This is a genomic window from Mesorhizobium sp. P2_C5_2 (assembly GCF_056404535.1).
In genome coordinates, this window is the sequence record NZ_JBFUDV010000005.1 from 632,649 (window position 1) to 650,144 (window position 17,496).

General features: G+C 63.5%; 14 protein-coding genes. 8 read left to right on the forward strand and 6 right to left on the reverse strand.

All coding sequences use genetic code 11. The features are described from left to right. Nucleotide 1: 1 nt before the first annotated feature. Complete coding sequence (locus AC1D1B_RS21550) at nt 2-565, reverse strand: helix-turn-helix domain-containing protein (protein WP_477334429.1); 564 nt, start codon at nt 563-565, stop codon at nt 2-4. A 262-nt stretch (nt 566-827) separates the two neighbouring features. Here AC1D1B_RS21550 and AC1D1B_RS21555 point away from each other — a divergent pair, with 262 nt between their 5' ends. Beyond that, a complete protein-coding gene (locus tag AC1D1B_RS21555; RefSeq protein WP_477334430.1) occupies nt 828-1,532 on the forward strand; it encodes a nitroreductase in 705 nt (234 codons plus the stop codon). Nucleotides 1,533-1,549: 17 nt separating this feature from the next. Here AC1D1B_RS21555 and AC1D1B_RS21560 read toward each other — a convergent pair whose 3' ends face one another. The 5 genes from AC1D1B_RS21560 to AC1D1B_RS21580 form a co-directional block, all read right to left on the reverse strand. Further along, nucleotides 1,550-2,992, reverse strand: coding sequence for an MFS transporter (locus tag AC1D1B_RS21560; protein WP_477334431.1), 1,443 nt, complete (start codon nt 2,990-2,992; stop codon nt 1,550-1,552). A gap of 173 nt (nt 2,993-3,165) precedes the next feature. After that, nucleotides 3,166-3,768, reverse strand: a complete 603-nt coding sequence (locus AC1D1B_RS21565) for a sarcosine oxidase subunit gamma (protein WP_477334432.1) — start codon at nt 3,766-3,768, stop codon at nt 3,166-3,168. Further along, complete coding sequence (locus AC1D1B_RS21570; protein WP_477334433.1) at nt 3,761-6,754, reverse strand: sarcosine oxidase subunit alpha; 2,994 nt, start codon at nt 6,752-6,754, stop codon at nt 3,761-3,763. The genes AC1D1B_RS21565 and AC1D1B_RS21570 overlap by 8 nt, the downstream gene beginning before the upstream one ends. After that, complete coding sequence (locus AC1D1B_RS21575) at nt 6,751-7,047, reverse strand: sarcosine oxidase subunit delta (RefSeq protein WP_477334434.1); 297 nt, start codon at nt 7,045-7,047, stop codon at nt 6,751-6,753. The genes AC1D1B_RS21570 and AC1D1B_RS21575 overlap by 4 nt, the downstream gene beginning before the upstream one ends. A gap of 11 nt (nt 7,048-7,058) precedes the next feature. Then, entirely contained in the window at nt 7,059-8,318 is a 1,260-nt protein-coding gene (locus AC1D1B_RS21580) for a sarcosine oxidase subunit beta (RefSeq protein WP_477334435.1), read from the reverse strand. 205 nt (nt 8,319-8,523) lie between these two features. On the opposite strand from AC1D1B_RS21580, the gene AC1D1B_RS21585 reads away from it, so the two are divergent. From AC1D1B_RS21585 to AC1D1B_RS21615, 7 genes are all read left to right on the forward strand, one after another. Beyond that, nucleotides 8,524-11,013 carry a mechanosensitive ion channel family protein gene (locus tag AC1D1B_RS21585; RefSeq protein WP_477334436.1) on the forward strand — a complete coding sequence of 830 codons (2,490 nt, stop codon included), beginning with the start codon at nt 8,524-8,526 and terminating at the stop codon, nt 11,011-11,013. A gap of 161 nt (nt 11,014-11,174) precedes the next feature. Next, nucleotides 11,175-11,438, forward strand: a complete 264-nt coding sequence (locus AC1D1B_RS21590) for a hypothetical protein (protein WP_023670370.1) — start codon at nt 11,175-11,177, stop codon at nt 11,436-11,438. 207 nt (nt 11,439-11,645) lie between these two features. Next, nucleotides 11,646-13,079, forward strand: a complete 1,434-nt coding sequence (locus tag AC1D1B_RS21595; RefSeq protein WP_477334437.1) for a UbiA family prenyltransferase — start codon at nt 11,646-11,648, stop codon at nt 13,077-13,079. A gap of 2 nt (nt 13,080-13,081) precedes the next feature. After that, the gene (locus AC1D1B_RS21600) at nt 13,082-14,434 is read left to right on the forward strand and encodes an FAD-binding oxidoreductase (RefSeq protein WP_477334438.1); all 1,353 of its coding nucleotides are present in this window, start codon (nt 13,082-13,084) and stop codon (nt 14,432-14,434) included. 124 nt (nt 14,435-14,558) lie between these two features. After that, nucleotides 14,559-14,993 carry an EamA family transporter gene (locus AC1D1B_RS21605; protein ID WP_477334439.1) on the forward strand — a complete coding sequence of 145 codons (435 nt, stop codon included), beginning with the start codon at nt 14,559-14,561 and terminating at the stop codon, nt 14,991-14,993. Then, complete coding sequence (locus AC1D1B_RS21610) at nt 14,990-15,997, forward strand: NAD-dependent epimerase/dehydratase family protein (RefSeq protein WP_477334440.1); 1,008 nt, start codon at nt 14,990-14,992, stop codon at nt 15,995-15,997. Before AC1D1B_RS21605 ends, AC1D1B_RS21610 begins: the two co-directional genes overlap by 4 nt. A gap of 68 nt (nt 15,998-16,065) precedes the next feature. After that, a complete protein-coding gene (locus AC1D1B_RS21615; RefSeq protein ID WP_477334878.1) occupies nt 16,066-17,496 on the forward strand; it encodes an aspartate aminotransferase family protein in 1,431 nt (476 codons plus the stop codon).

Genomic DNA, 17,496 nt, shown 5'->3' on the forward strand with positions numbered 1-17,496 from the left:
TTCAATAAACAGGCGGCGAAACCACCCAGATGATCACGGCCGGCTCGGTGCCGGGATTGCGCCAGCGGTACGGCTTGCGCTCGAAGCGGAAGGAATCGCCTTCAACAAGACGGTGCCAGACACCCGCTATCTCGATCTCGAAAATACCCGAAGCGATGTAGCCGGCTTCCTCGGTCGGCCGCAGCTGTTCGCTCTTCAGCTCCGCGCCCGGCGCGAAGATCGAGCGCACCATTTCGAAACTACCGCCGAGATCGGGCGACAGAAGCTCCTCCACCAGGCCGGATTCGCTTGTGCCAAGCGTGCGCCGGCTGCCGGCGCGCACGACGACGCCGCGCTCCTTCTCGATCGGCACGTCGTGGCTGAAGAACAGGCTGAGCGGCACGCCGAACAGGTCGGCGAAGGCCCTGAGGTCGCCGAGCGAGGGGATCGACAGGCCGCGCTCGACCTGGCTGACCCAGCCGACGGAGCGGTCGAGCTTGAGCGCGATCTCGGCCAGCGTCAGCCCGCGCGCCTTGCGCAGCGCACGGATATCGCTCGCCAGCAGGCGCTCGTCAGGTCCCTGCAATGTTCTGGCGGTAGCTGGGGGCAAAACGCTCACTTGATGAAAATTTGGAAGTGAATTTCATGAGAGCCCACGCCCATGAAAAAATCAAGTGGATTTTCATGAGGCCACAAGATTTGCTTGCGCGATTTTGACGGTTCATGCAAAGGCTCGGCCACGAACGGCGTGTGTGGGGACGTCCGGGCGGCGACCAAGGATTGGAATCTGCGCAAGGTCTTCTCCGATAGCCGATCCGGCTTTCCGAGTATGCGCAAAGGGACGGCCCATGCTGGAAAAAAACGCCCTGCGAGCACAAGACGCGGCTGTTGTCGACGAGGCAATCCTGTCGCGTCGTTCAGTCCGCGCCTTTCTGCCCGACATGGTCGACGACGAGACGATCCGCGCCATTCTTGGCGTCGCCGCGCGCGCGCCTTCGGGCACCAACATGCAGCCCTGGCGGGTTTATGTGACCAAGGGCGAGATCAAGCAGCAGATCACCGATGCCATTCTCAATTCCGGCATCCGCGCAGAGAAGGCCGATTGGGACGAGTATCGCTACTACCCCACCCAGTTCTTCGAGCCTTATCTCACCCGCCGTCGCGCCAATGGTTTCGGGCTTTACGGCGCGCTCGGCATCGGCCGCCGCGAGGTCGACAAGATGCGCGCCCAGCACGACCGCAACTTCGTCTTCTTCGATGCGCCGGTGGGCATGATCTTCACCATCGACCGGCGGTTGAACCAGGGCTCATGGATCGACTACGGCATGTTCCTGCAGAACATCATGGTGGCGGCGCGGGGCAGGGGGCTGCATACCTGCCCGCAGGCAGCCTTCGCTCCCTATCACCGACAGATCAGGCCGGTGCTCAACATTCCCGACGAGGAGATCGTCGTCTGCGGCATGGCGCTCGGCCTTGAGGACACGTCCAAGCCCGAAAACGACTTCCGCACCGACCGCGTGCCGCTGGAAGAGTGGGTGACGTTCAGCGAATAAGGGCTCGCTGAGGGCTCCTATTCGACATTCATCTGCGCGCCGTGGCCGCTGACATGGGCGCCGTCCTGCGGCGTCAGCTTGAGATAAGCAATCAGCGCGCACAGCGTGATGACGCCCTCGACCACGAACAGGATGCGGAAGTCGTTGGTCACCGCTGGCCCGCCGCCGGCCAGGAATGACAGCAGCGCGGCGGCCAGGCCGACGCTGATCGCCACCGCCAGCTGCCAAAGTATGTAGTAGAGGGCGCTGAAGCGGGCGAGCTGTTCGGGAGCGATGTCGGAATAGGCGAGGTTGCCGGTCGACGCCCACTGCGCCGAGCGCAGGACACCGAAGGCAAAGATATAGGCAAGCACGATCCAGACCGGCGTTGTCGCCTCTATCAAGGCGAAGCCCGCAACCATGGCGGCTACGATCGGCGTGTTGACGACCAGCACACGACGAAAGCCGAAGCGGTTGAGCAGGCGCGGCATGAACACACGCATGATCAGCGATCCGATCGCGGCGACGAAGGTCAGCGATCCCGCCTGCACCGCGCTCATGCCGAAGCCGAGCTGGAACATCAGCGGCAGCAGGAAAACGACGGAGCTGAGGCCGATCGTGTCCAGCCCGCCGCCGGTGAGGAAGGAGATGCGGAAGGTGCGGATGCGCAGGAGTTTCAGGTCAAGCAAAGGGTTGCGGGCACGCAGGCAATAGAAGGAGGCAAGCGTCAGGATGACGATCGCCAGCGCCAGCTCGGCCGCGATCATGCTTCCGGCTGCGTCTTTCGCCGCAAGCGAATCCATGCCGAAGACCAGCAGGACCATGCCGCTGCCGACCAGCAGGAAGCCTGGAAAATCGAACGGCGTGCGCACCGGCTTGGTGACCGTCGGAAACAGCGATGCGGCAAGCACGGCCGCCGCCAGAGCGAATGGCACGTTGATGAAGAAGATCCAGCGCCATGAGATGTAGGTGGTCAGCGCACCGCCGACGAGCGGGCCGACCAGCGGTCCGGATTGGCCGGCCAGCGAGATATACATGTTGATCTTCAGCGTGCGGCTGCGCGGGAAGGTCGACAGGATGACGACCTGGCCGAGCGTCCCCATCAAGGCGCCGCCGAACCCTTGCAGCGCACGGGCGCCGACCAGCGTCCAGATGTCGTTGGACAGCCCGCACAGCGCTGATGACGCCGCGAACACCAGCAAGGCAAGGCAGTAGACATTGCGCAGGCCGAAGCGGTCGGCGGCCCAGCCGCCGAGAGGCATCGAGATGATCAGGCTGGCGACATAGACGGTGATCAACAGGCCGAGCTGGCTCGGCGGGCGCGCGAGGCTTTCGCTGATACCGGGGAGCGCGGTGACCACGACATTCTGGTCGAGGCTGGTCATGAACACGCCGCAGGCGACCGTCAGCGGCAGCAGGAGCAAGGCTCTGGCCGACACATCGGCGCGATCCGTGGCGCCGGCGGATAGTTCTGCAGTCATGGGGATGTTCGAACCAAACGACGATGCCGACTCTGAGACGGGATTTTTCAACCCCTTGGACCGGTTGGGCGGCCACGTTTCTCACCATGGGCTTCCACTGCAGGATTCTCTAGCGGCAGAGCCGGCTGGCCTTGATGCCAGAGGCCGGATGAAGGGACCTTTTTACCGCGCCCCTACTGCACCTCGTAGCCGACTTCGTCGCTGGCATGGCAGAGCGCCTTCCAGAACGAGCGGGCGAAGGAGCGGAAGACATAGATATCGAACTGGTCGGCGCCGGTGCGCTGGATCTGCGCGAAGACGTCGTGATGGGTGGTGGAGCGGCCGGCGCCGATGGGGAAGGCGGGCAGGGCGAAGTCGATGGCGAAGAATTTCGCCAGCACCCATTCGGCCTTCGGGCCGGCGATGCGGATGGCGGTGCGGCCATGCGACAGGTCGGTGACGGTGCCGATGGCCGGGGTTACGACCTTGGCAAAGGCCGCCGCCAGGCCCTCGGCCTCGTCGACGACCGTGAATTTTCCCGGCGCGAAGCCGAACACAGCCTTGCCATCCTTGGCAACGCCGCCGCCGGCGCCATCGGGCAGAGCAAGGCCGGAGACCTTGCGGATCGCTTCGATCAGCTGCTTTTCCGCGCCCGGCCATGCGGCGAGCTGCAGGATCGAACCCGGCCTGGTCTCGGTCAGGATGACATCGACGCCATGCTCGAAATTGCCGTGCGAGCCCGGATGGAACACCGGCTCGAGCGGCGAGAGGCGTTCAGGTGATTGGCGCTCAGCCATGCATGCGGCTCCCGTCCGGGTCGTAGAAATGGTTGGAGACGATCTCGACCGGCCCGAACCGCTTGCGCAGCGGATCGGAGACAAAGGCGCGGCTGCCATGCCTCGCCTTGCCGCCCTCGACCAGAGCCAGCGCAATGTGCTTGCCCAGCGCCGGCGAATAGCAGCAGGCCGTGATGTGGCCGATGGAATCGTGCGGATTGGCCTCGTCCAACTCCTCGACGATGTGCGCGCCGCCATTGAACGGCCGGTTGTCGAGCGAGACCAGTCCGACCAGCTGCAATCGGTCGGGCGCGATCAGGCCTTCGCGATCCATCATCGCCGAACCGATGAAGGGTTTTTTCTTCGACAGCATCCAGTCGAGATGCAGGTCGCGCGCGGTGGTGCGGCCGTCGATCTCGGCGCCGGTGACATGGCCCTTCTCGATGCGCATCGTGCCCAGCGCCTCCAGGCCGTAGGTGACCAAGCCGAACGGCTTGCCAGCCTCAACCAGGGCTTCCCAGACATGGGTGCCGTAGCCGGCGCCGGAATAGACCTCGAAGGCCATTTCACCTGAGAAAGACAGCCGGCAAATCATCACCGGAACGCCGGCAATCTGCCCGTGCACGATGCCCATGAAGGGCAGGGCCGTGTTGTCGACCGCAGTGCCGGAAACGCAGGCGGCAAGGATGGCCCGCGCCTTCGGTCCGCCGATGGCGGCGCCCGCCCATTCGTCCGTCACCGAAGTGACGTGCACCTTCAGCTCCGGCCAGATGACATCTAGAAAGTATTCCAGATGCTGCATCACCTTGCCGGCATTGGCCGTGGTGGTGGTCATCAGGAAATCCTGTTCGCCGAGCCGCCAGGTGGTGCCATCGTCGAAGGCCAGCCCATCCTCGCGCAGCATCAGCCCGTAGCGGGCCTTGCCGACGGCAAGGGTGGAAAACATGTTGGTGTAGACGCGGTCGAGGAATTCCGCCGCATCCGGCCCCTGCACGGCGATCTTGCCAAGCGTCGAGACATCGACGATCCCAGCGCTTTCGCGCGTCGCCTTGGCTTCGCGGACATAGGCCTGCTCGACCGTCTCGCCCGCAAGGCCATAGATCATCGGCCGGTACCAGAGGCCGGCTGAATACATCGTCGCGCCGTTGGCGAGGTGCCAGTCATGCATCGGCGTCAGCCGCTCGGGTTTTAGGTCGCCGAAGCGTTCGGCGGCGAGCGAACCGATCGACACCGCCGAATAGGGCGGACGGAAACGCGTCGTGCCGACTTCGGGGATCGGCTTGCCCAACGCTTCGGCCATGATGGCGAGGCCCGGCACGTTGGAGTTCTTGCCTTGATCGGTCGCCATGCCGAGCGTGGTGTAGCGCTTCAAATGCTCGACCGAGACAAAACCTTCGCGATGCGCCAGCCGCACGTCTTCGGCGGTGACGTCATGCTGGAAGTCGACGAAGCTTTTTCCTTTCGCCTTGATCTCGAACACCGGCGCCGGATCAGGATTGCAGGGCGCTGCTTCGACATCCGGCAAGGCTGCTGGCGTGCCCGTTGCACCGGCGGCCGAAAGGCCGGCGGCGCGGCCCTCAGTGATGGCTTCGACGGTCGAAAAGCTGCCGTTGAAAGCGCCGGCGCCAATCCATTGCCGAGATGGCTTCGGCGGCAGGAACGCCTGGCGGGCGGCGTTCCATTCGGCTCTCGCCCCGGCCTGGCTGGCGAGATGGATGGTCGGCGACCAGCCGCCCGACATCAGCAGGCAGTCGGCATGGATGCTGCGGGCGTCACCGCTCAGTACGCCGGAGTTCATGTCGAAGCGCTGCACCTTGAGGCCACTCAGCGCCTTGCCACCCTCGGTGGCGACCACGGCATGGCCGGAGAGCATTTCGGCCTCGGCCTCGGTGGCCAGACTCCGCATCTCGGCCGACAGTTCGGGGCGCACATCGACGATGGCGACGATGGCCGCGCCGGCCTTCTTCAGCGCCAGCGCCGAGCGATAGGCGCTGTCATTGTTGGTGAACAGCGCGATCCTATCGCCGGGCAGAACGGCATAGTCATTGGCGTAGCGCTCTCCGGCATGCGCCAGCATGACGCCCGGCCGGTCATTGCCCGGGAATACCAGCGGCCGCTCAAAAGAGCCGGTGGCCAGCACCACGGTCTTGGCGCGAATGGCCCAGTAGCGATGGCGCGGCTCGCCCTTCCCGGGTGTTTCCTTGTGGTCGGTGACACGTTCGAGTGCGGCCAGAGTGTTGCCGTCATAATAGCCCCACACGGTGGTGCGTGGCAGCAGGCGGACCGTGTCATGGCCTTCGAGCTGGCCGACGGTGCGCGCCGCCCAGTCGGCGGCCGGCGTGCCGTCGATGGTCTCGCCGGACCAGTTGGCCGAGCCACCGAACCGCGGCTCGAGCTCGGCCAGGATGACACGCGCACCCTGATCGGCTGCCGTCTTTGCAGCAGAGAGTCCGGCCGGGCCGGAGCCGACGACCAGCACGTCGCAAAACGCATTCATGCGCTCGTAGCGCGAGGTGTCGGCGGCAATGCCGGCGCGGCCGAGACCGGCGGCGCGGCGGATGAAATGCTCACAGAACATCCAGAAGCGGGTGCCTTTCAGCGGGCCGAAGACCGGACCCATGAAGGTCTTGTAGTAGAAGCCGGCGGCCAGGATCTTGCCGCCGAGCTGGTTGACGGCGTTGACGTCCCAGGCGAGCGAGGGAAAGCGGTTCTGGCTGACGGCCACCAGTCCGTCATAGATCTCGACCATGGTCGCGGCGATGTTGGGCTCGCGCACCTCGCCGCGCAGCACCGTCACCAGCGCGTTCGGCTCCTCGACGCCGGCGGAGAGCAGGCCGCGCGGGCGGTGGTATTTGAACGAACGCCCGAACAGCGTGACGCCATTGGCAAGCAGTGCCGAGGCCAGCGTGTCGCCGGCATGGCCGGTGTAGGGCGTGCCGTCAAAGGTGAAGCGGATAGTGCGCAGCCGGTCGATGCGGCCGCCGGCCTCGGCGCGGCGCGGGCTCACGACTTGCCCCCAGTCTTGTGCCGGGCCGCGGCATTGTGGTCGCCGCGAGCGAAACCGGTGCTGGAAATCTCATGCGTAACCGTGTTGCGCACCATCCTCAGATGCGTGCGGCAGCCGCCGGAATGCTGCCAGATCTCATTGTGGTCGCCGGCCGGGTTCAGCCGGTCGTAGACATAGGCGTTCCAGGCGTCGAGGTCCTGCGAGGCAGGCTGCGGGCGCTCGCGGTTGCCGTCACCCTGATAGGTGAACTCGATGACGTCGCGCGGGCCGCAATAGGGGCAAGTGATAAGCATTTGTTTGAACCCTAATGCAGCCGGGGCGTAGCGCCCTGGCCCTTGTCGTCGATCACCAGGCCGCGATAAAAACGGTCGAGCGTGAACGGCGCGTTGAACGCGTGCGGCTCGTCCTTGGCGATGGTGTATGCGAAGCACCAGCCTGAAGCCGGCGTCGCCTTGAAGCCGCCATAGCACCAGCCGCAGTTGAGATACATGCCGGGCAGCGGCCCGGTGGTGATGATCGGCGAACCGTCCATCGACATGTCGCAGACGCCGCCCCAGGAGCGCAGCATGCGCACGCGGGCAAGGCCGGGAAACAGCGCCAGCATTTCGCTCATCACCTCGTCGACGATGGGCAGATTGCCGCGCTGGGCGTAGCTGTTGTAGCCGTCGATGTCGCCGCCATAGACGAGACCGCCCTTGTCGGACTGCGACATGTAGAAATGACCCATGCCGAAGGTCAGCACCGTATCGATGAAGGGCTTTAGCGATTCGGTGACAAAGGCCTGCAGCACGTGGCTCTCGATCGGCATTTTGTCGACGCCGGCAAGCTGCATAACCCGTCCGGTGCTGCCGGCCACCGCCACGGCGACCTTCTTGCCGCGGATTTCGCCACGCGTCGTCTGCACGCCGGTGATGCGGTCGCCGTCGCGCAGGAAGCCGGTGACCTCGCAGTTTTCGATGATGTCGACGCCGCGGCGGTCGGCGCCGCGCGCATAGCCCCAGGCCACCGCATCGTGGCGGGCGGTGCCGGCGCGCGGCTGCATCAGGCCGCCGACGATGGGAAAGCGCGCCGAGGCCGACATGTCCAGCGCCGGCACCAGGCGCGCGATCTCGGCGGTGCTCATCAGCTCTGCGTCGACGCCGAGATGGCGCATGGCGTTGCCGCGCCTTGCATAGTCGTCGAACTGGGCCGGTGTGTGGGCAAGGTTCAGGCAGCCGCGCTGCGAGAACATGACATTGTAGTTGAGGTCGTGCGAGAGGTTCTCCCACATCTTCATCGAATGTTCGTAGAAGCGCGTGTTGGACGGCAGGAGGTAGTTGGAGCGTACCGCCGTGGTGTTGCGGCCGACATTGCCGGAGCCCAGCCAGCCCTTCTCCAGCACCGCGACATTGGTGATGCCGTGCTCCTTGGCCAGATAGTAGGCCGTCGACAGGCCATGGCCGCCGCCGCCGATGATGATGACATCATAGGAGGCCTTGGGGTCGGGCTTGCGCCAGGCCGGCTTCCAGTCCTGGTTTCCCCTGAGCGCGTTCGTGAGAAGCGAAAGGGCTGAATATTCCGCCATTCTTCATGCCATCCTTGGTGCGATGCGGCAGACTATAGAGCAGGCGGCGGGCGCAAAGCCAAGATTGCGCCATGGCTTTTCGACTGGCCGACTCCCGCAAGGCCGCCACCGACATGACTTGGCCATGACTTGCCCCTTGGGATGACCGTCTTTATCAAGGACCGCTTTAGAAGCGGCTTTTGCCGCCCATTGAGTCGCCACCATTATGTTTTTTCGTTTCTTCCGCCTGCTCCTCATCCTAGCGCTGGTTGTCTCGGCGCCGCATTCGTTCGGCGCGATGGCGCAGGGGTTGGGCCAGGCGCCTGCCGGGCTGGTCGCCGACCAGCAGAAAAACCTGCAGGGCCTGACGACGAAAACCGACACTCTGGAGAAGAAGGTCCAGGAAGACGGCGTTGAAGACGCCACCCTTGTCGACATCCGGCTGCAGTTGGAAGAGCTGTCGCGCGATGCTCTGAACAGCGCGCTGGCATTTCGTTCGCGGCTTGGGGAGATTAACTCAAGGCTTGAGCAGCTCGGCGCACCGCCGGCCGCCGGGCAGCCGCCGGAACCGGATATCGTGACCGGCGAGCGCCAGGCGTTGGCATCCGAAAAGGCGGAGATCAATGCCGTCATCTCTAGCGCCCAGACCTTGGCTATCCGCATCAATGCCCTGATCGCGAAGATCGGCAACATGCGCAGCGAGCTGTTCCGCAACCTGCTCACCAAGCGCTACGTGCTGTCCGATGCGCTGAGCCCGCAGGTGTTCTCCGACGCCCGGGACGAATATACCAATTTTTACAGGGCGGTGTCGTCGTGGCTGAGCTTTGCCTTCAAGTTCAAGTTCCAGGCGATGCTTGCGGCGACCTTCATGGCGCTGGGGCTAGCAGCAGTGCTCCTGGTCGGCGGGCGCAGGCTGTTCGGGCGCATCTTCGAAGCCGATCCGTCGGTTGAGGACCCCACCTATCTCAGCCGCCTATCGGTGGCGTTTTGGTCGACCTTGCTGCCGACGCTGGCGGTCAGCGCCTTCCTCGCCTCGACGGTCTTTCTCTACAATTATTACAATGTGCTGCGCGGCGACATCGGCGTCTTCCTCAACGCGCTGGCCGCCGTCATCGCCATAGTGTTCTGCGTCAATCGCCTGACCAATGCGGCGCTGGAGCCACGGATGCCGAACTGGCGCCTGATCCAGGTCGAGACCGGTCCGGCGCGCTGGCTGGTGCGGTTGACGACGGCGATGGCAGTCGTCATCGGCGTCAACAATTTCCTGGCGATCGTCAACGACAAGATGGGCTCACCACTGTCGCTGACGATCGCCAGGAGTTTTGTCGGCACCGTCATCGTTGGCTTCATCCTGATCCTGATGGCGCTGCTGAAGCCCTACAAGGACGCTGACGGGCGCTGGCGCCCCTGGCCGGCCTGGCTGCGCTATACCTGCATCGCGCTCGGCCTGTTTACCATCATGGCGGCGCTGTTCGGCTATATCGGCCTCGCCATCTTCGTCACGCTGCAGGTCGTGGTCACCGGCACCATCCTGCTCACCGGCTATATCGGCTTCCTGTCGGCGCGCGAGATCGGCGAGGAGGGTGGCTTCGCCGGCACCTCGATCGGGCGCTGGCTGAAGACCAACTCCAGCTATGAGGATACCGCACTCGACCAACTCGGCCTGGTGGTCAGCGTCGCCATCAATGTGATGATCGTGCTGGTGTTCCTGCCGCTGATCCTGTTGATGTGGGGGTTCCAGCCCGGCGACATTCAGGCCTGGGGCTACAAGCTGGCGACCGGCATCACCATAGGCTCGGTGACGATTTCGGTCACCGGCATCCTCACCGGCATCGTCGTCTTCATCATCGGCTATTTCCTGACGCGCTGGTTCCAGGGCTGGCTCGACGGCTCGGTGATGGCGCGCGGCAAGGTCGATACCGGCGTGCGCAATTCGATTCGGCTGGCGGTCGGCTATGCCGGCGTCGCGCTCGCCTGTCTGGTCGGCATCTCGGCGGCGGGCATCGATCTCTCCAACCTGGCGCTCGTTGCCGGTGCACTTTCCCTCGGTATCGGCTTTGGCCTGCAGAATGTCGTGTCCAACTTCGTGTCCGGCCTGATCCTGCTCGCCGAGCGGCCGTTCAAGGTCGGCGACTGGATCGTGGCCGGCGACACCTCCGGCACAGTCAAGAAGATCAGCGTGCGCGCCACCGAGATCGAGACCTTCCAGCGGCAATCGGTGATCCTGCCCAATTCGAACCTGATCAACAACGCGGTTGGGAACTGGACGCACCGCAACAAGCTCGGACGTGTGGAAATCAAGGTCGGCGTCGCCTATGGCAGCGACGTCAAGCGGGTGCACGCCATCCTGGTCGAGATCGCACGCGGCCATCCGCTGGTGCTGAAGAACCCGGAGCCGTTCGTTCTGTTCACCAATTTCGGGCCGGCGGCACTCGAGTTCGAGATCCGGGTGTTCCTGGCCGACGTGCTGAACGGCGCGATCGTTCAGAACGATATCCGCTTTGCCGTGCTCGATGCTTTCGACGCCGAGCATATCGAAATCCCCTCGACGCCGCGCGCCGAGGTCAAGGTCAAGCAGACCGAGGCATGGCCGCTCGACGACGACAAGATCGAAGTCGAGTTCGCCGAGAAGCAGCAGGCGGAGGCCGAAGCGGCAGCCGAGAAGGCGCGCCTGGCCAAATCAGGCCGCAAGGCCCGAAAGCCCGATCCCAGCTAGGCGCATTGATATTCAGGTGAGGCCGGCCTAGCGAAACCAATTGCGGCATGAATGCGGCATTCAGTTGCGGTTCAGCTTGCATCTCATATAAGCTCACATGCAAAGGCGAGAATGCCTTGCGAAATGCAACAGAGGCGGTGTGGAAACACCGATATTGCAAAATGTGGAAGTCGCTCGTCGTCGCCATCGCTCTTACCGCAGCGAGTGGCTCGGCCTTTGCCGCCAGCGCGGTCAACAAGGACGCTGAGACCCGTACGCTGATCGTGACGGAAGGCGGCGGCAAGACGGAGCTGGCGCTGGCCGCCGGCGAAACCGTGGAATTCTGCCCGAACGGCTGTTTCGTCACCTTGCCGAATGGTGACCTCGAGGCCCTGACCGGCTCGGAAACGGTCGAAATCTCGGGTGGTGTTGCCCGCATCAAGTAAAGTCGGCAGACAGCTCTTGCAGAGGCCGGGCAATGCCCGGCCTTTTATTGTCTGTGGTAGTGATTGCTTAACAATGACGCAGGAAATATCGTCGCGCCTATCGGCTGCAACCAGGCGTTTTAACGTTCATTGCGCCGTTCCGCCGCTATACCCATACGAAGACGCCGAAACACGGCGCGATGGGTTTATGAGTAGGGCAGGACAGACATGGATGCGCGGTCGGACAAGAACGCAATCCCGCTTGCGGTCGACCTCGACGGCACGCTGATTGCAACCGACCTTCTTTGGGAAGGCCTGTTCATCCTTCTCAAGAAGAATCCGCTCTATATCTTCCTGGTTCCGTTCTGGCTGGCTGGCGGCCCTGCGCGGCTGAAACAGGCCATTGCCGAGCGCATCGACATCGATCCGGCCTCGCTGCCTTATCGCGAAGCGCTGCTGCAGCGCCTGCGAGCCGACCATGTGGACGGCCGCAAGATCGTGCTGGCGACGGGCACGCCGCGCAAGTTCGCCGAAGCGATTGCCGCCCATCTGGGCATCTTCGACTACGTGCTGGCGACCGATGGTCCGCACAACATGACCTCGGGCCGCAAGCGCGACGCGCTCATCGCCGCCTATGGCGATGGCGGTTTCGACTATGCCGGCAACAGCCGTCACGATCTCAAGGTTTTCGAAGCCGCGCGCGACGCCATCGTCGTGGCGCCCGACCGCCACGCGGCACGCTGGCAGGCCGCGCATAGCGCCGAAACGATGCCGGCCCCGAAAAGGACATTGAAGACATTCGTCAAGATGCTGCGGGTGCATCAGTGGCTGAAGAATTCGCTGATCGCGGTGCCGATGGTGCTGTCGCACGAATACTTCAACGCCAACATGATCTGGCAATGCATGCTGGCGTTCGTCTCTTTCAGCGCCGTGGCTTCGGCCATCTACATCCTCAACGATTTCTTCGACCTTGCGCTCGACCGCAAGCACCCGACCAAACGCAACCGGCCGTTCGCCAGCGGCGCGCTGTCGATCCCGTTCGGTCTCGGCGCGATGGCGGTGCTGCTGGCGACCGGTATTGCCGCCGGGCTTCTGTTGCCGATCGAATTCCTGGGCGTGCTCGCCGGCTACATCGTGGTGACAACGGCCTATTCGCTGTCGTTCAAGCGCATGCTTCTGGTCGACGTGCTGACGCTGGCCGGCCTCTACACGGTGCGCGTGCTGGCGGGCGCTGCGGCGACCGGCGTCGAGGTCTCGTTCTGGCTGCTCGCCTTCTCGATTTTCTTCTTCCTGTCGCTGGCGCTGGTGAAGCGCTATGTCGAACTGCGCACCACAGCCATTCCAGTGGGCGAGCGTATTGCAGGCCGCGGCTACCGCATCGAAGATCAGGAGATCGTCGCACAGGCGGGCATGGCGTCGGCCTTCTCCTCGGCGCTGGTGCTGGCGCTCTACATGGATAGCGTCGCTGTGCGCGAACTCTATCCGCGTCCGTGGCTGGTCTGGCCGCTGGCGCCGATCGTGCTGTATTTGACCATGCGCGTCTGGATCCTGGCGCGCCGCGACGAGATGAACGACGATCCGGTCGTCTTCATCATCCGTGACTGGCGCAGCCAGATCATCGTGGCTATCGGCGCTGCACTGCTGGTCGCCGGAGGCTGGTAGGCATGGCGGGCGAAAGGTTCCAGAGTTTCGGCCGCGCCACGCCGGCCGCAAAGCGAAGCATCGCGGCCGATACGGCTATCGAACTGATGAAGAGCGGCAAGGCGAAGGCAAATGGCTTGCTCGCCTATGGCAACGGTCGCTCCTACGGCGATTCCTGCCAAAACGAAGCGGGCGCGGTGATCGACATGCGGCCGCTGAACCGTATCGGCGCCTTCAACGCCGAGACCGGCCTGCTCGAGGCGGAAGCCGGCGTGTTGCTGTCCGACATCATAGCGCACGCCGCACCCCATGGCTTCTTTCCCGCGGTGGTTCCAGGCACCCAGTTCGTCACCCTTGGCGGCGCCATCGCCAACGACGTTCACGGCAAGAACCATCACCGGCGCGGCACCTTTGGCTGCCATGTCGAGTCTCTCACGCTGCTGCGCTCGGACGGGCGAACCTACACCTGCTCGGCAACGGACAACGCCCGGCTGTTTGCGGCAACGATCGGCGGCATGGGGCTGACCGGGCTGATCCTGTCGGCGTCTATCCGGCTGATGCGGGTGCCCTCGCTCGACATCGTCGAGAAGGCGACGCCGTTCCGCGACCTCGGCGAATTCTTCGAACTGGCTGAGGCTGCCGACCAAGCCAATGAATATGCCGTCGCCTGGATCGACCAGCTGGCCGGCGGCCATGGCCGCGGGCGCGGCCTGTTGTTGTCTGGCAACCATGCCGAGCGTGGCTTGCATAAGGCGTCGCGCACCGGCTCGCGCCTTTCGGTGCCGGTCCAACCGCCTTTCAATGTGCTCAACCGGCCGTTTCTCACGGCCTTCAATGCCGCCTATCGCTGGAAAAAGGGGCGCTCATCAGAACCGCGCCAGGCCGGCTATCAGGGCTTTTTCTTCCCGCTTGACGGCGTTGGTGGCTGGAACCGGCTCTATGGCCCCAAAGGTCTCTACCAGCACCAGAGCGTGGTGCCGGAAAATGCCGCGCGCCAGACCGTGCCGGCGCTGCTCGACGTGACGCGGCGGGCCGGGCAAGGGTCTTTCCTCACCGTGCTGAAGCGCTTCGGCTCGATCCGTTCGCCGGCGTTGTTGTCGTTTCCGCGGCCGGGCTTCACGCTGACGCTGGATTTTCCCAACCGTGGCGACAAGACGCTGGCCCTGCTTTGCGAACTCGACCGCATCACGGTCGCGGCCGGCGGCGCGGTCAATCCCTACAAGGATGCGCGCATGAGCGCCGATGTTTTCGCGGCCTCCTTCCCGGATTGGCAGCGGCTGGAGGCGCTGCGCGACCCGGCGTTCATGTCCAGTTTCTGGCTGCGGACGGCGAAAAAACTGGAGATGCCAAGGGGGCGCGTCGAGGCGGCGGAATAGATCCAAGTTGAATAAGTCATGGTAAATAGATGGTAAATTCCATGGTTTACTCGAAACATTGTCGTGACTTCACGAAATGTTTGCAGGTTAGTAGTAGGACCGTCGCAAGCGGCGGGTGGAAAATATGAAATATATCGTCTTCATTCTGTTCACAGTCATGACCAATGCCGCGGCGCAGCTGATGCTGAAGCAAGGCATGATGTCGCTCGGCCCGATCTCGTTCGAAGGCACCAACCCGCTTCTGAAGCTCTTGCAGATCGTCTTCAGCCCGTGGGTCTTCCTCGGCCTGTGCACCTTCGTCATCTCGATGGCTTCGCACCTCTATGTGCTGTCCAAGGTCGAGCTCAGCTTTGCCTATCCGTTCCTCAGCCTTGCCTATGTCGCGGTCGCGATCTTCGCCTATTTCATCTTCCGCGAGGACCTAAACGCCTGGCGCATCGCCGGTATCGCCTTCATCTGCGTCGGCACGGTTCTGATCGCGCAAAGCGGACGCGGGCATGACGACCAGACGGCTTCCATCACCCCCGACAAGATCCACGCAAACGAGACCGTTCGATGAGACATGTGATTTTCGGCGGTGACGGCTTCGTCGGCCGTCATCTTGCCCCGAAGCTTGTGGCCGACGGTGAAGAGGTTGTCGTTGCCGACATCGTCAAAAGCGACCTGCCGCATTATCGTTCGGTCCGCTTCGTCACCTGCGACGTCACCGATCCGGCCTCGGTGGCCAAAGTCGGATTGAAGGCCGACGACATGGTCTACAACCTGTCGGCCAAGATGCTGTCGCCGATCCAGGTGCGCGCCAAGCGCCACGACTTCTTCTTCCCAGTGAATTTCCACGGCACCGAGCACATCATGCAGGCCATGGACAAGGCCGGCGCACCGAGGCTCGTCCATTACACCACCGACATGATCTACGGCCACACGGTCACCCAGCCTATGACCGAGGAGCACCCGGTCGCCCCGCTCGGCGAATATGGCTGGTCGAAGCAGAAGACAGAAGAACTCGCCGCCGAATGGCGCAAGCGCGGCATGTCGATCTCGCTGTTTCGCCCACGCCTGATCATCGGTCCCGGCCGGCTCGGCATATTGGAGAAACTGTTCAAACTGATCGACTGGAACCTTCCGGTGCCGATGATCGGGTCGGGCAAGAATCCCTATCAGTTCATCTCAGTGTTCGACTGTGCGGAAGCCGCGCGCGCGGCCTGGAAGGCCAGCGTGCCCAACGAAGCCTACAATCTCGGCTCGCTCAATCCGCCGCCGGTGAAGAAACTGCTCGGCGACCTGATCAAACATGCCGGGTCGAAGTCGCTGCTGATCCCGACGCCGGGCTGGGCGGTCAAGCGCACGCTCGACCTGCTCGATCTCATGAACATGCCGATCATGGATCCGGAACAATATCTGATCGCTGATGAGGAGTGCGTGCTCGACGTGTCCAAGGCTGAGCGCCAGCTCGGCTGGGTGCCGCAATATCGCGACGAGGACATGCTGATCGCCGCCTACAGCGAGTACCGCGCCAAGAAGGACGGCCTTGCCGTCACCGCCAATCATGTCCCCGCCGAATAAGATGGGACGACCAGGAGAACTCCGAGATGACCGTCATGGCCAAGCCTGAGCAGACGAACGCGCGCACCATGGTCAGCGCGCCGGCGCTGTCGCCCACCACCATCGCCAAGCCCGATCTGATCAGCGTCGAGCAGGCGAAGTCGATGGATATCGCCCGCATGACAGATCTGTTCAAGGCGCATCTCAACCCGGGCCAGTTGCATTTCATGAAGCTGCTCGGCTTCCACAAGATCAAGATCGAGCGCGCCGAAGGCATGTTCTACATCGACCAGAACGGCCGCAAGATTCTCGACTTCTTCGGCGGCTTCGGCTCGCTGGCCTTCGGCCACAACCATCCGCGCATCCTGGAGGCCCGCCGCAAATTCCAGGAGGAGAAACGCCAGGAAATCGCCATCGCCTTCATGTCGCAATATGCGGCCGCACTCGCGCACAACATCGCCAAATGCTCGCCCGGCGATCTCGACATGGTGTTTCTGGGATCGTCCGGCTCGGAAGCGATGGAAGCAGCGGTGAAGCTTGCCGAGCGCGCCGCCGGGCCGAAGCGGCCGAAAATCGCCTATGCCGAGAATTCCTTCCATGGCAAGACCAAGGGCGTGCTCGGCATCACCGACGGCCAGCTCTACCGCGCCGACTTCAAAATGGCCGAGAACACGGTGCGCATTCCGTTCGCCGATATCGAGGCGGTCGAGCGCCTGTTCCGCTCCGACCCGGATGTCGGCGTCATCGTGCTCGAAACCATCCAGGGCGGCGGCGGCATTATCCAGGCGCCTGCCGAATACTGGCAGAAGCTGCGCGCGCTGTGCGACCAGTATGGCGTGCTGTGGGTGGCTGATGAAGTGCAGTGCGGCTATGGCCGTTCGGGCCGCTTCTACGCCTTCGAGCATTATGGCGTCGTGCCGGATGTGACGGCGCTGGCCAAGTCGCTCGGTGCTGGCAAGGCGGCGGTTGGCGCGATGATCGCCCGGCGCGAGGTTTACATGAAGGCCTATGGCACGCCGAAGACGGCGATGATTCATGCCATGGCGACCTTCGGCGGCATGGGCGAGGCCTGCATCACCGCGATCGAGGGCATCAACGTGCTCTATGACGAGGGACTGATCGACAATGCCGCTTCGACTGGCGACTATCTGCTGCAGCGGCTGCAGGCGCTGAAGGAGAAATATCCCAAGATCATCAAGGATGTGCGCGGCAAAGGCTTCATGGTCGGGCTCGAGTTCCACGACTTCTCGCAAACCTTGCCAATGGTGCTGCGTCCGATCGTCAGCGTGCTCGATGACAAGCTGAAAGGCTCGCTGTCAGGCTTTGTCGGCGCGCTCTTGTTGCGCGACTATGACATGCTCGTCGCCTTCACCGAATACAACCGCAACGTCATCCGGCTCGAGCCGCCGCTGATCTGCCAGCGCGAGCATGTCGACCGTTTCGTCGATGCCTTCGACAGCCTGTTGTCGCGCGGCATCGTGTCGATCGTGAAGGATTTCGTCAAAAGCCAGGTCCGTTGA